The sequence below is a fragment of the Agromyces capsici genome (genome assembly GCF_058349965.1).
This window is the reverse complement of record NZ_JBYRET010000001.1, coordinates 203,667-217,528: the sequence shown is the minus strand read 5'-3', so window position 1 is coordinate 217,528 and position 13,862 is coordinate 203,667. Positions and strand designations below refer to the sequence as shown.

The 13,862-nt window shown below is 70.3% G+C and carries 11 protein-coding genes; 6 read left to right on the top strand and 5 right to left on the bottom strand.

Translation table 11 applies throughout. The features are described from left to right. Positions 1 to 202: 202 nt before the first annotated feature. Both rarD and AC3RKB_RS01020 read left to right on the top strand, forming a co-directional pair. Complete coding sequence (rarD, locus tag AC3RKB_RS01025) at positions 203 to 1,096, top strand: EamA family transporter RarD (RefSeq protein WP_491436725.1); 894 nt, start codon at positions 203 to 205, stop codon at positions 1,094 to 1,096. A 274-nt stretch (positions 1,097 to 1,370) separates the two neighbouring features. After that, positions 1,371 to 2,666: an ABC transporter substrate-binding protein gene (locus AC3RKB_RS01020; protein ID WP_491434126.1), complete on the top strand. Its 1,296-nt coding sequence runs from the start codon at positions 1,371 to 1,373 to the stop codon at positions 2,664 to 2,666. A gap of 660 nt (positions 2,667 to 3,326) precedes the next feature. Here AC3RKB_RS01020 and AC3RKB_RS01015 read toward each other — a convergent pair. From AC3RKB_RS01015 to AC3RKB_RS01000, 4 genes are read right to left on the bottom strand one after another with little or no spacing between them, the layout of a single operon-like run. Continuing rightward, positions 3,327 to 4,112 carry an ABC transporter ATP-binding protein gene (locus AC3RKB_RS01015; protein ID WP_491434125.1) on the bottom strand — a complete coding sequence of 262 codons (786 nt, stop codon included), beginning with the start codon at positions 4,110 to 4,112 and terminating at the stop codon, positions 3,327 to 3,329. Continuing rightward, the gene (locus AC3RKB_RS01010) at positions 4,099 to 5,013 is read right to left on the bottom strand and encodes an ABC transporter ATP-binding protein (RefSeq protein ID WP_491434124.1); all 915 of its coding nucleotides are present in this window, start codon (positions 5,011 to 5,013) and stop codon (positions 4,099 to 4,101) included. Before AC3RKB_RS01010 ends, AC3RKB_RS01015 begins: the two co-directional genes overlap by 14 nt. Continuing rightward, positions 5,003 to 5,983, bottom strand: coding sequence for a branched-chain amino acid ABC transporter permease (locus AC3RKB_RS01005; RefSeq protein WP_491436724.1), 981 nt, complete (start codon positions 5,981 to 5,983; stop codon positions 5,003 to 5,005). The genes AC3RKB_RS01010 and AC3RKB_RS01005 overlap by 11 nt, the downstream gene beginning before the upstream one ends. A 15-nt stretch (positions 5,984 to 5,998) precedes the next feature. Continuing rightward, complete coding sequence (locus AC3RKB_RS01000) at positions 5,999 to 7,321, bottom strand: ABC transporter permease subunit (protein WP_491434123.1); 1,323 nt, start codon at positions 7,319 to 7,321, stop codon at positions 5,999 to 6,001. Between the two features lie 246 nt (positions 7,322 to 7,567). On the opposite strand from AC3RKB_RS01000, the gene guaB reads away from it, so the two are divergent. Together guaB and AC3RKB_RS00990 are read left to right on the top strand one after the other, a co-directional pair. Continuing rightward, a complete protein-coding gene (guaB, locus tag AC3RKB_RS00995) occupies positions 7,568 to 9,070 on the top strand; it encodes an IMP dehydrogenase (RefSeq protein WP_491434122.1) in 1,503 nt (500 codons plus the stop codon). A 49-nt stretch (positions 9,071 to 9,119) separates the two neighbouring features. Beyond that, the gene (locus AC3RKB_RS00990) at positions 9,120 to 9,662 is read left to right on the top strand and encodes a hypothetical protein (protein ID WP_491434121.1); all 543 of its coding nucleotides are present in this window, start codon (positions 9,120 to 9,122) and stop codon (positions 9,660 to 9,662) included. A gap of 60 nt (positions 9,663 to 9,722) precedes the next feature. On the opposite strand, the gene AC3RKB_RS00985 is transcribed toward AC3RKB_RS00990, so the two are convergent. Further along, entirely contained in the window at positions 9,723 to 10,874 is a 1,152-nt protein-coding gene (locus tag AC3RKB_RS00985; protein WP_491434120.1) for a MalY/PatB family protein, read from the bottom strand. Positions 10,875 to 11,012: 138 nt separating this feature from the next. On the opposite strand from AC3RKB_RS00985, the gene AC3RKB_RS00980 reads away from it, so the two are divergent. Next, positions 11,013 to 12,713 (top strand): ABC-F family ATP-binding cassette domain-containing protein, encoded by a 1,701-nt coding sequence (locus AC3RKB_RS00980; RefSeq protein ID WP_491434119.1) that lies wholly within the window; start codon positions 11,013 to 11,015, stop codon positions 12,711 to 12,713. Positions 12,714 to 12,722: 9 nt separating this feature from the next. Beyond that, on the top strand, positions 12,723 to 13,847 hold the full coding sequence (locus AC3RKB_RS00975) for a GuaB3 family IMP dehydrogenase-related protein (protein ID WP_491434118.1): 1,125 nt from the start codon (positions 12,723 to 12,725) through the stop codon (positions 13,845 to 13,847). Positions 13,848 to 13,862 lie beyond the last annotated feature (15 nt).

Genomic DNA, 13,862 nt, shown 5'->3' with positions numbered 1-13,862 from the left:
GATGCCCCACGGCATCCGGGCCGCGTCATCGTCTCGGGGCCATGGCGGGCGGATGGCTCGCGCCGAGGCCGACGGCGGGATCTCGACGGCGGACGGCAGGCTCGCTCGGCCTCCCGTCGTGGGCCGCGTCTAGGCTGAGCTGGTGCCACCCGCTTCGCCGACCGTCGCGCCCGTGCGCGCCCCACGAGCCGGGGTGAACCGCATGGGGCTCGCGTACGCGGCCTCCGCGTACGCCCTCTGGGGATTCCTCCCGATCTACTTCATCGCGCTCGCGCCGACCGGCCCCGTCGAGATCGTCGCGTGGCGCATCCTGCTCTCGCTGGTGTTCTGCGCCGTGCTCATCGCCGTCACGCGCACCTGGCGCGCGTTCGCCGCGCTGCTGCGCGACCGGCGCGTCGTGCTCATCATGGGGGTGGCCGGGGCGCTCATCTTCGTCAACTGGCTCACCTACGTCTTCGCGACGCTCTCCGGCCAGGTCGTCGAGGCGTCGCTCGGGTACTTCATCAACCCGATCGTCACGGTGTTCCTCGGCGTGCTCGTGCTGCGCGAGCGGCTCAACGCCGTGCAGTGGACGGCCGTGGGTATCTCGATCGTCGCGGTCGTCGTGCTCGCCGTCGGGTACGGCCAGCCGCCGTGGATCGCGCTCGTGCTGGCGTTCAGCTTCGGCTTCTACGGGCTCATCAAGAAGCGCGTCGGCGGGCGGGTCGACGCCGTGTCGGGCCTGACGCTCGAGACCGCATGGCTCGCGCCCCTCTCGGCGGTCCTGCTCGTCGTCGTGGGGGCGGCCGGCGGACTCACGATGGGAACGCTGGGCGCGTGGCACACGATCCTGCTGCTCGCTGCGGGCGCCGTGACCGCCATCCCGCTCCTCCTCTTCGCGGCGGCGTCGCGACGATTGCCGCTCATCTACATGGGGTTCATCCAGTACTTCGCGCCGTTCATCCAGTTCCTCGTCGGCGTGGTCGTGCTGGGGGAGCCCATGCCGCTCGAGCGGTGGATCGGGTTCGGGCTCGTCTGGCTCGCGCTCGTGGTCCTCACGTTCGACCTCGTCCGGGGCGCGCGCACGGCCCGGCGCGCTGCGCTCGCCTCGCTCTGAGCCCGGTGCCCGACTCGGCCGGACCCCGTGATCGGGGGTCATGCGCTGGCTGACGGCGCTCGGCGCGCACGCGCGAAGCGTGCGCGGAAATGCCGGTGGACGCCGATTTCGTGCGCGTCGGCGCCCCGTGGTGTCGCCCCGGTAACGATTGGGGCGGCGTTACCGGGTTGTGATCGGGATCCCTTGTTTCGGCCGAACCCGGGCAATACTGTCAAACCACCGGCGTCGTCAGACGCTGCAACTGTGTACCGATCCTTCAGTCCCAAGGAGCAACATGAGCGTATTCGCGAAGGCCAAGGCCTCGCGCTCCGCCCGCGCGACCTGGACGGGCATCGCCATCGCCGGCGTCTCTGCCCTCCTCCTCACCGCGTGCGCGACGGGCGGCGGCGAGACCGAACCGGCCGATACGGAAGAGCCGGCCGAGACCGGTGACGCCCAGCCCATCGAGGCGGGTGAGCGCGACCTCACGTTGAAGGTCGGCACGATCCTGCCGCAATCGGGCACCCTCGCCTTCCTCGGCCCGCCCGAGGAGGCCGGTGTCGAGCTGGCCGCACAGGAGATCAACGAGGCCGATGCGGGCATCCAGGTCGAGGTCGTCTACCGCGACTCCGGCGACACCACGACCGACATCGCGACCGTCTCGGTCACCGACCTCCTCTCGCAGGACGTCTCGGCGATCATCGGCGCGGCGTCCTCGGGCGTCTCGTTCACGGTCATCGACCAGATCACCGCCGCCGGCGTCGTGCACTTCTCGCCGGCGAACACGTCGCCCGACTTCACGGACTACGACGACAACGGCCTGTACTTCCGCACGGCTCCGTCCGACCTCCTCCAGGGCGAGGTCCTCGGCAACCTGATCGCGGAGGAGGGCAAGTCGACGCTCGGCATGCTCGTCCTGAACGACCCCTACGGCACCGGTCTCGCCGCGTCGCTGAAGGAGAACTTCGAGGCAGCGGGCGGCGAGGTCGTCGCCGAGGAGCTCTTCAACACGGGTGACTCCAACTTCGACGCGCAGCTCTCGGCGATCAACGCCGCGAACCCCGACGCCGTCGCGGTCATCACCTTCGACGAGGCCAAGGTCGTCGTGCCCGCGCTGGTCGGCTCGGGCTACCCCGGCGACCAGCTGTACTTCGTCGACGGCAACCTCGCCGACTACAGCGCGGACTTCGCTCCCGGCCTCGTCGCCGGCGCGAAGGGCACGCTGCCCGGCCCGGAGCTCGAGCAGGACTTCCAGGACCGACTCCTCGAGGTCGACCCTGCGCTCGACAGCTTCAGCTACGGCCCGGAGTCGTACGACGCCCTGATGCTGATCGCACTGGCCGCCTACGCGGCGAACAGCGTCGACGGCACCGACATCGGCGCCTACCTCCAGCAGGTGTCGGGCGGCTCCGGCGACGGTGAGAAGGTCACGTCCTTCGCCGACGCGGCGGCGCTCCTCGCCGAGGGCGAGCAGGTCGACTTCGACGGCGCGTCGGGTCCGATCACGCTCGACGAGAACGGTGACCCGACCGAGGCCACCATCGGCATCTACGAGTACGCCGACGACAACACCTACACGCGCATCGGCTGATCGCTGACGCTCAGGAAGGGCCCCGGCTTCGGCCGGGGCCCTTTCGCGTGCCTGCGCGCCTCTAGGAGGCGCTGGGCTTCGCGGACGGGCGGTGCTCGACCGTCCCACCTTCCGTCGGTTCACAGGAGAATCCGCGATCCGCAGGAGCGGATCGCGCGATCCGTCGGCACATCGCGGACTCTCCTGTGAACCGTGCTCCGATCTGCAGAACGGCTCGACGCGGGTCCGCCGTCTGCCGGACGGCTCGGCGTGGCTTCCCGCCGTCCGCCGGACGACTCGGCGTGGCTTCCCGCCGTCTGCCGGACGGCTCGGCGTGGCTTCCCGCCGTCCGCCGAACGTCTCGGCGTGGCGTCCCGCCGTCCGCCGGACGACTCGGCATGGTTCCGACTTCGGCTGCGGGCCCGCATCCCGATCGCTGTCCCGGCGGTCTACAGGAGAATCCGCGATCCGCAGGAGCGGATCGCGCGGTCCGTCCGGCACATCGCGGACTCTCCTGTGAACCGTGCTCCGTCCCACGCTCCGGCCCCGGCTCTGGCTCCGGACGGATGGCGCGCACCGGCCGGGCGACGGTGGCGCGGGCCCAGGCGAGGAGCAGCCGGGCGCTGACACGACGAAGGGGGTGGATGCCTCGCGGCATCCACCCCCTTCGTGGTCGAGCGACTAGTCCTGGCCGAGGGTGCCGAGGTACAGGCCGATGACCTTCGGGTCGTTCAGCAGTTCGCGGCCCGGACCCTCGTAGGCGTCGCGGCCCTGGTCGAGCACGTAGCCGCGATCGCAGATCTGCAGGCACCGACGGGCGTTCTGCTCGACCATGATGGTCGTGACGCCGGCCCGGTTGATCTCCTTGACGCGCAGGAACGCCTCGTCCTGCCGGACCGGGGAGAGACCGGCCGACGGCTCGTCGAGCAGCAGCACGTGCGGGCCCATCATGAGGGCTCGCGACATCGCCACCATCTGGCGCTCACCGCCCGACAGCGAGCCGGCACGCTGGCCGAGCCGCTTGCCGAGCTCCGGGAAGATCTCGGTCACGAACTCGAGGCGTTCCTTGAGGCCCTTGGGCTTCTGGAAGATGCCCATCTCGAGGTTCTCCTGGATCGTCAGCGACGGGAACACGTTGTTCGTCTGCGGGACGAACCCGACGCCCCTCGCGACGAGCTTGTTGGCCTTGAGGTTGGTGATCTCCTCGCCCTGGAGGAAGATGCCGCCCTCGCGGACCTTCACGAGGCCGAAGATCGACTTCAGCAGCGTCGACTTGCCGGCGCCGTTCGGCCCGATGATGCCGATCAGCTCGCCCTGCCTGGCGACGAGCGAACAGGCGTTCAGGATGTTCACGCCGGGCAGGTACCCCGCGGTGACGGCGCGCACCTCGACGACCGCGTCGGTCGGCGGGGCGATCGTCGCGCTGCCCGTCGGCTCCGCGGCCGCGGCCGATTCACTGTTCGTCATCGATGAGCTCCTTCAGGGCTTCGACGTGGCCGGTGTCGGTCGCGCCGAGGTCGGTGTCGTGGTGCGCACCGAGGTACGCGTCGATCACGGCCTGGTCCTCCATGACCGAGTGCGGGTCACCCTCGGCCACGATCTTGCCCTCGGCCATCACGACGACCCAGTCGGCGATGTGGCGGACCATGTGCATGTCGTGTTCGACGAAGAGCACGGTCATGCCCTGGGACTTGAGGTCGAGGATGTGGTCGAGCAGCGACTGCGTGAGGGCCGGGTTGACCCCCGCCATCGGCTCGTCGAGCATGACCAGGGTCGGATCGCTCATGAGCGCGCGCGCCATCTCGAGGAGCTTGCGCTGGCCGCCCGAGAGGCTGGCCGCGTAGTCCTCCTGCTTGGCGTCGAGCTTGAACCGCGTCAGCAGGTCCTTCGCCTTGACCTCGATCTCCTCCTCCTGCTTGCGCCAGAGGAACGGGAGGATCGAACGGAAGAGGTTCTCGCCGGTCTGGCTCTTCGCGCCGAGCTTCATGTTGTCGAGCACGGTGAGCAGGCCGAGCGCCTTCGTCAGCTGGAAGGTGCGGATGAGGCCCATGCGGGCGACCCGGTAGGCAGGCACGTGCGCGAGCGAGCGACCGTCGAACTCCCACTTGCCCTCGTCGGGCTTGTCGAAGCCCGTGAGCAGGTTGAAGAACGTGGTCTTGCCGGCGCCGTTGGGTCCGATCAGCGCCGTGATGGCGCCGCGCGGGATCTCGACGTGGGCGACGTCGACGGCGGTGAGGCCGCCGAACGTGCGCTTGACGCCGTCGGCGATGAGGATCGGATCGACCTTCTTGCAGCCGGGGGACGCCTCGCCGACATGGAGGCCGGTGGACTTCACCGGCTTGGCAGCGGGAGTGACGTTATCGGACAAAGGCCAGCTCCTTCTTGTTTCCGAAGATGCCCTGTGGCCTGAAGACCACGAGGAGCATGATGGCGACGCCGACGAGGATGAACCGCAGCTGGCCCGCCTGGACCTGCGTCATGAACGGGAACCAGCCGGCCTCGACGGCTCGGGCGATGAAGCCCGAGAAGAACGAGAGCAGCACCCAGAAGATCATCGAGCCGACGATGGGCCCGAGGATGGTCGCGGCGCCGCCGAGCAGGAGGATCGCGTAGATGAAGAACGTCAGCGACGTCTGGTAGTTCGCCGGCACGACCGCGCGCGGCATGATGAAGATCATGCCGGCGAGGGTGCCGAACACGCCACCGAGGATGAGGCTCTGCATCTTGTACGAGTACACGTTCTTGCCGAGCGCGCGCACGGCGTCCTCGTCCTCGCGGATGCCCTTGATCACGCGGCCCCAGGGGCTGCGCATGAGCAGCCACGTGAAGAGCGCCGCGAGGATCACCACGGTCCAGCCGACGATCCGGATCCACCAGTCGTAGGCGTTGTAGGTGAACGGTCCGAACCCGTACGTGCCGTCGGGGATCGGGTTCAGCGCCGCGAACCCGCCCTTGTAACCCTGGAGGCCGCTCGCGGAGCCCGTGATGTCCTCGAAGGTGTTCGTCGTGAAGATGAGCCGCAGGATCTCCGCGGCCGCGATCGTCACGATCGCCAGGTAGTCGGCGCGCAGCCGCAGCGTCGGGATGCCGAGGATCAGCGCGAACACCACGGAGGCGCCGACGCCGACGAGCACCGCGCCCCACACGGGGAACCCGAAGCTCAGCACGGAGATCGCGTACCCGTAGGCGCCGATCGCCATGAAGCCCGCCTGACCGAAGTTCAGCAGGCCCGTGTAGCCGAAGTGGATCGCCAGGCCGAGCGCGGCGAGGGCGTACGCGGCGGTCGTCGGGCTGATGAGCTCCTGCGCCGCGTTGGAGAAGATCGCAATCCAGTCGATCATGGTGGTCGCTCCTTAACCGATTCTCTCGCGGCGACCCAGGATTCCCTGCGGTCGGAACAGCAGCACGAGGATGAGCACGACGAGCGCGCCGACGTACTTCATGTCGCTCGGAATCCAGAGCGTGGACAGCTCGACGAACAGGCCGACGATGAGCGAGCCGACGAGCGCGCCGAACGCCGTGCCGAGACCGCCGAGCGTGACCGCGGCGAAGATCAGCAGCAGGATCTGGAAGCCCATGTCCCAGCTGACGCCGGGACGGAAATAGGCCCAGAGGATGCCCGAGAGGCCCGCGAGCGCACCGCCGATGATCCACACGATCCGGATGACCCGGTCGACGTCGATGCCGCTGGCCGCGGCCAGCGGCGCGTTGTCGGACACCGCCCGCGTGGCCTTGCCGATCCGCGTGCGGAGCAGGAAGTAGGCCACCGCGAGCAGCACCACGATGGAGGTGGCCATGCTCACGACGTCGATCCACGACAGGGAGATCGGCCCGATCTTGATGTCGGAGGGGAGCGTCGCACCCGGCAGCTGTCGCGTCGATCCACCATAGAAGAACTGGTAGGTGTACCGGATCGCGAGCGAGAGGCCGATGCTGACGATCATGAGCGGGATCAGTGCGACCCCGCGTCGTCGCAGCGGTTTCCAGATCGCCGCATCGAGCGTCCAGCCGAGTGCGGCCGAGAGCACGATTGCGATGATCAAGGCGAGCCACACGGGCAGGGCGAGGTCGACGCCGAAGGTCAGCATCATCAATGCGCCGAACGTGACCATCTCGGCGTGCGCGAAGTTCGACAGGCCGGTCGTTCCGAAGATCAGCGAGAGGCCGATCGCGGCGAGCGCGAGCAGGAGCCCGAAGTTCAGGCCGTTCACGACCCGGATCAGCACCTGCGCGCCGATGTCGGTCGTGACGCGTTGTCCTTCGCCGAGGAAGAAGTTCACCGCCTTCCGGTTCGTCAGGCCGAACTCCGCGGTGACCGTCGATTGGCCGTCCTCGACGACGACGCCCTCCGGGAGGGTGTCCTCATTGAGCGTCACCTCGTACTCGGCCTTCTCGGGGACGCCGATGGTCCAGCGCCCGTCGGCGTCGGTCTGCGTCGACGCATCGAATCCGTTGCCCTCGGCCGAGATCTCGACGCCCCTCAGGGGCTCGCCCTCGAACTGCACGTTGCCCGTGAGGAAGTACTCGAACTCCTCGGACGCCGAGTCCGTACCCCCTTCGTCCGCCAACGCAGGGGACGCTGCGATGCCGGACAGAGTGAGTGCGGAGACGAGGAGTCCGAAGAGGAGGAGCCACCTCCCGCGAGATCGTGTGGGGACTGTTCGCGTGGGTTCCACTGCACCTCCAAAGATCCCGACCGGGGGTTGGGTCGGGTCCGGCTTCCTGACGACGACGTCGTCGACAGTACGTGCCGATTATGTCCCAAGTGTTTCACTCAGGCTCACAAACGGCCCTCGATTGTTATCCGGGGAATGCCGGGCGCGCAAACTCGCTTAAACTCGATGTACCACCGCGTCGACGCGTCGGGCCCGCGATCCGCGGTGCGCGGCGCGTTCGAGCACGACTCGATACGAAGGGGCGACATGGATCAGGCCGATCCGTTCGGATTCACGGGACTCACGTACGACGACGTCCTCCTGCTGCCGGGACACACCGACGTGATCCCGAGCGAGGCCGACACCAGCTCGCGCCTGACACGGCGCATCACGGTGGCGACGCCCCTGCTCTCGGCGGCGATGGACACCGTGACCGAGGCGCGCATGGCCATCGCGATGGCGCGCCAGGGCGGCATCGGCATCCTGCACCGCAACCTCTCGATCGACGAGCAGGCCGAGATGGTCGACCGCGTCAAGCGCAGCGAGTCGGGCATGGTCTCGAACCCGGTGACCACGACGCCGGATGCCACGGTGGCCGAGGTCGACCAGCTCTGCGCGACGTACCGCGTCTCGGGTCTCCCGGTGGTCGACGACGAGGGCATCCTCGTCGGCATCATCACGAACCGCGACATGCGCTTCGTCTCCGACTTCGAGAAGCCGGCCACCAAGGTCGCGGATGTCATGACGAAGATGCCGCTCATCACGGGCCGCGTGGGCATGGACCCCGACGAGGCCGTCGCGATCTTCGCGCAGCACAAGGTCGAGAAGCTGCCGCTCGTCGACGACCACGGCCGCCTGACCGGCCTGATCACCGTCAAGGATTTCGACAAGTCCGAGCAGTACCCGCACGCGACGAAGGACGCCGAGGGGCGCCTCCGCGTCGGTGCCGCGATGGGCTTCTTCGGCGACGCGTGGGAGCGCGCCGAGGCGCTGCGCGACGCGGGCGTCGACGTCCTCGTGGTCGACACCGCGAACGGCGAGTCCGCGGGCGTGCTCGGCATCATCCGCCGCATCAAGGCCGACCCGACGTTCGCGCACATCGACGTGATCGGCGGCAACGTCGCGACGTACGAGGGCGCGAAGGCGCTCGTCGACGCGGGTGCCGACGCGGTCAAGGTCGGCGTCGGCCCGGGCTCGATCTGCACGACGCGCGTCGTCGCGGGCGTGGGCGTGCCCCAGATCACGGCCGTGTACGAGGCATCCAAGGCCACGAGGCCGGCCGGCGTGCCGCTCATCGCCGACGGCGGCCTGCAGTTCTCGGGCGACATCGCGAAGGCGCTCGTCGCGGGCGCCGACACGGTCATGCTGGGCTCGCTGCTCGCGGGCACGGCCGAGAGCCCGGGCGACCTGGTGTTCCAGAACGGCAAGCAGTACAAGGCCTATCGCGGCATGGGTTCGCTGGGCGCGCTGCAGACCCGCGGCAAGAAGACCTCGTACTCCAAGGACCGCTACTTCCAGGCCGACGTGCCGAGCGACGAGAAGCTGATCCCCGAGGGCATCGAGGGCCAGGTGCCCTACCGCGGCCCGGTGTCGGCGGTGGCGTACCAGCTCGTGGGCGGCCTGCGCCAGTCGATGTTCTACGTCGGCGCGCGCACGGTCGCCGAGCTGAAGGCGAAGGGCCGCTTCGTGCGGATCACGCCGGCGGGGCTCAAGGAGTCGCACCCGCACGACGTGCAGTTCGTCGTGGAGGCGCCGAACTACACCCGGTAGCGCCCGACCGGGACTGGCCGCGGACGTGCCGCTGCGCTAGCTTTCGGACATGTTGACACCCACCCTCGCGCTCGACGACCTGTTCGACCCCGCAAAGGGTTGGCCGTTCGCGTCTCATCAGGTGCCGCTCGAGCGGACGGCGGCGCCGGACGGCAATCCGCTGTACTCGGTGAAGGTCGACGGGATCGGGCTGATCGTGTTCGAGCAGAGCCGGTGGCACGAGGACATCGCGTCGAACGTGTCGCCCACTCGGCTCGTCATCATGACGTATATCACTGGCGTTTCCATCGACAATCCGGCGGCGCTGGCGCAGGCGACGTCGGATTCGAAGGGACTCCCGGCCCTCGGGCTCGATGAGGATGGAGACGTGGTAGTCACAACGGCGATCCCGTTCGAGGAGGGCTTCCCAGTCGATCTGCTCCGCAAGCAGGCGATGGTGGCCATGGGCATCGTCGCCGAGCAGACGGCGGCGCTGATCCGGGCGTTCAACGCTCCGGGCGCCGGTGCGATCGCGGCGACCGAGGCCGACTGGCAGGCGGCTCGAGGCGTGGCGGGCATGATGGGCGTGTTCCTGCGCGCGTTCCTGGAGTGAGGCTACCGACTCGGTGCCCAGGCACTCGCACGCTTCGCGCAAGCCTTGACCGGGTGGCGTTCAGCGGGCGTCGGCGAGCCGTGCGATCGCCTCCGAGAGCACCTCGGGCGAGCACGCGAGGTTGAGGCGGGCGTGCCCGCGTCCGGCCTCGCGGCCGAAGCCCGGTCCGGGCGCGAGCGCCACGCGCGCCTCGCGCAGGGCGCGTTCGGCGGGGTCGTCGCCCCACCCGAGCGCGGAGAGGTCGAGCCAGGCGAGGTAGCTCGCGTCCGGCATCCGGTAGCGCACGCCGGGCAGGAGGTCGGCGAGCAGGTCGACGAGCAGCCGGCGGTTGTCGTCGATCGAGGCGATCACGCCGTCGAGCCAGTAGGCGCCGTGCCGGAACGCGGCGACCGACGCGATCGACCCGAACTGCCCCATCCGCCATTCGACCTCGTACGGGAAGCTCTCGCGCACGGCGTCGCCGCGCTCGCTCGCCGTCAGGATGAGCGCGGCCTTGAGCCCGGCGAGGTTGAAGGCCTTCGTCGCGGCGGTGACGGCGACGCCGTGCTCGCGCGCGGCGTCCGACACCGTGAGGAAGGGCGTGTACGGCGTCTCGGGCTGCGAGAGCGGCCCGTGCACCTCGTCGGAGACGATCGTGACGCCGAATCGCGCCGCGAGCTCGGCGAGCGCGTCGAGGTCGGCCCGCGGATGCACGAGGCCGACGGGATTGTGCGGGTTGCAGAGCACCATCGCGCGGGCGCCGCTCGCGAACGCGGCCTCGATGCCGGGCAGGTCGAGCGACCACCCCTGGTCGATGCCGCCGGCGAGCGGCACCTCGACGACGACGCCGCCGGCCTCGGTGACGAGGTCGAAGAACGGCGGGTAGATCGGCGGGTTGACGATCACGCCCTCGCCGGGCTCGATCACGCGCCGGAGCACCTCGACGATGCCCATGCTGACGTCGGCCGTGCAGGTGACGCGCGCGGGGTCGGGCTCCCAGCCGAGACGCGCGGCCGCGAACCCGGCGAACGCGTCGGCGACCGGCCGGCTGCCCGAGTTGTATCCCGTGTCGGAGCGCCGCACGGCCGCGTGCAGGGCCTCGGCGATCGGCTCGGCGAGCGGGTAGTCCATCTCGGCCACGGGCAGCGGCAGCACGTCGGGGTCGTAGCGGCGCCACTTGGCGCTGGTGCGGGTGCGGAGCAGGTCGAGCGGGTCGGCGGCGACGCGGTGCATGGCTCCTAGCCTGCCGCACCGGGGCGTGCGGCGACAGGCATTCGAGCCGGACGTCGCGGCGCGACATCCGGCTGTGTATTCTGGACGGCTGCCCGAGGGGCGCCGCGGCGGATGCCGCGCATCGAACGGATCGCACCCATGGGTTTCATCGACGTCAACGGCGTCTCGTACTCGCTGCCCGACGGCCGGCCGCTGCTGGCCGACCTCGCCTTCCGCGTCTCCGAGGGGCGCACGACCGCGCTCGTCGGCCAGAACGGCGCGGGCAAGACCACGCTGCTGCGCATCATCCGCGGCGACCTGCGCCCCGACGAGGGCAGCGTGCAGGTCGACGGCGGCCTCGGCGTCATGGACCAGTTCGTCGGCCGCGGCGAGGTCGTCGACGGCGTCGACCGCACGGTGCACGGGCTGCTCGTGTCGGTGGCGCCGACCCGCGTGCGGGCGGCGGCGATCGAGCTCGAGCAGGCCGAGAACGCCCTGATCGAGACGGATGACACGGCCGCGCAGATGCGGTACGCGTCGGCGCTCGCCGAGTACGCCGAGGCCGGCGGCTACGACCAGGAGGTCGTCTGGGACCACTGCACCATGGCGGCGCTCGGCGTGCCGTTCGAGCGCGCGAAGTGGCGCGAGCTGTCGACCCTGTCGGGCGGCGAGCAGAAGCGGCTCGCGCTCGAGGCCCTGCTGCGCGGGCCCGAGCAGGTGCTGGTGCTCGACGAGCCCGACAACTCGCTCGACGTGCCCGGCAAGCGGTGGCTCGAGCAGCAACTGCGCGCGACGCCGAAGACGGTGCTGCTCGTCTCGCACGACCGTGAGCTGCTCGCGCGGGCGGCCGACCGCATCGTCACGCTCGAGGCCGGCGGCGCGGGCAGCACGGCGTGGGTGCACGGCGGGAGCTTCCGCGGCTACCACGAGGCCCGCGAGGAGCGCTTCGCCAGGCTCGACGAGTTGCGGCGCCGGTGGGACGAGCAGCACGCGCAGCTGAGGCAGCTCGTGCAGACGCTGAAGGTCAAGGCGACCTACAACGACGGCATGGCCTCGCGCTACCAGGCCGCGGTGACGCGCCTGCGGAAGTTCGAGGAGGCGGGCCCGCCCGAGGAGCGCCCGCCCGCCCAGGCGGTGTCGATGCGGCTGCGCGGCGCCCGCACGGGCAAGCGCGCGGTCGTGTGCGAGCGGCTGGAGCTGACGGGGCTCATGGCGCCGTTCGACCTCGAGGTCTGGTACGGCGACCGGGTCGCGGTGCTCGGCTCGAACGGGTCGGGCAAGTCGCACTTCCTGCGCCTGCTCGCGGGCGGAGGCAGCGACCCCGACCCCGCGAAGGGGCACGTGACGGAGGTCGGTACGGCGCTGGTGCGCGTCCCGCACTCGGGGTCCGCGACGCTCGGCGCCCGCATCGTGCCCGGCTGGTTCGCGCAGGGGCACGAGCTGCCGGGCCTGCGCGGCCGCACGCTGCTCGAGATCCTGCACCGGGGTGACGCGAACCGCGACGGGATGGCACGCGAGGCGGCGAGCTCGGCCCTCGACCGGTACGGGCTCGCGGGCTCGGCCCTGCAGCGCTTCGACGACCTGTCGGGCGGCCAGCAGGCGCGCCTGCAGATCCTGCTGCTCGAGCTCTCGGGCGCGACGCTGCTCCTGCTCGACGAGCCGACCGACAACCTCGACCTCGTCTCGGCCGAGGCGCTCGAGGACGCGCTGACCCGGTTCGACGGCACCGTGCTCGCGGTCACGCACGACCGCTGGTTCACGCGCTCCTTCGACCGGTTCCTCGTGTTCCGCTCCGACGGCGAGGTGGCGGAGACCGATGCGCCCGTCTTCGACGAGGCGCGCGTCGCGCGGGCTCGGTAGGGTTGACGGGTGACCCAGGAGATCGAGATCGGCCGCTCCAAGCGGGGCCGTCGCGTCTACGCTTTCGACGACATCGCGATCGTGCCGAGCCGGCGCACGCGCGACCCCGAGGATGTCTCGGTCGGCTGGTCGATCGACGCGTACCAGTTCGACATCCCGTTCCTCGCCGCGCCCATGGACTCGGTGGTCTCGCCGCGCACGGCCATCATGATGGGCCAGCTCGGCGGCCTCGGCGTGCTCGACCTCGAGGGCCTCTGGACCCGATACGAGGACCCTGAGCCGGTACTCGCCGAGATCCGCAACCTCGACGACGACCGCGCGACCTCGCGCATGCAGGAGCTGTACGCCGAGCCGATCAAGCCCGACCTCGTCACGGCCCGCATCGCCGAGATCCGCGCGGCCGGCGTCACGGTCGCCGCCGCGCTGTCGCCGCAGCGCACGCAGGAGCTCTACGAGACGGTCGTCGCAGCGGGCGTCGACCTGTTCGTCATCCGCGGCACGACCGTGTCGGCCGAGCACGTGTCGAAGGGCGTCGAACCCCTCAACCTCAAGAAGTTCATCTACGAGCTCGACGTGCCCGTGATCGTCGGCGGAGCCGCCACGTACACCGCGGCACTGCACCTCATGCGCACCGGCGCGGCGGGCGTGCTCGTGGGCTTCGGCGGCGGCGCGGCGTCGACCACGCGCGCCACGCTCGGCATCCACGCCCCCATGGCCACCGCGGTGGCCGATGTCGCGGGCGCGCGCCGCGACTACCTCGACGAGTCGGGCGGCCGCTACGTGCACGTCATCGCCGACGGCGGCGTCGGCAAGTCCGGCGACATCGTCAAGGCCGTCGCGTGCGGCGCCGACGCGGTCATGCTCGGTGCCGCGCTCGCGCGCGCGACCGACGCACCGGGCGGCGGATGGCACTGGGGCGCCGAGGCGCACCACGCCAAGCTGCCGCGCGGCCAGCGCGTGCAGGTCGGCCAGGTCGCGCCGCTGGAGGAGATCTTCTACGGGCCCGCGCCCGCGGCCGACGGCACCGCCAACCTCATCGGGGCGCTGCGCAAGTCGATGGCGACCACGGGCTACTCCGACCTCAAGGAGTTCCAGCGCGTCGAGGTCGTCGTCGCGCCGTACCAGTCCACCTGATTCCCCGTCGACCCC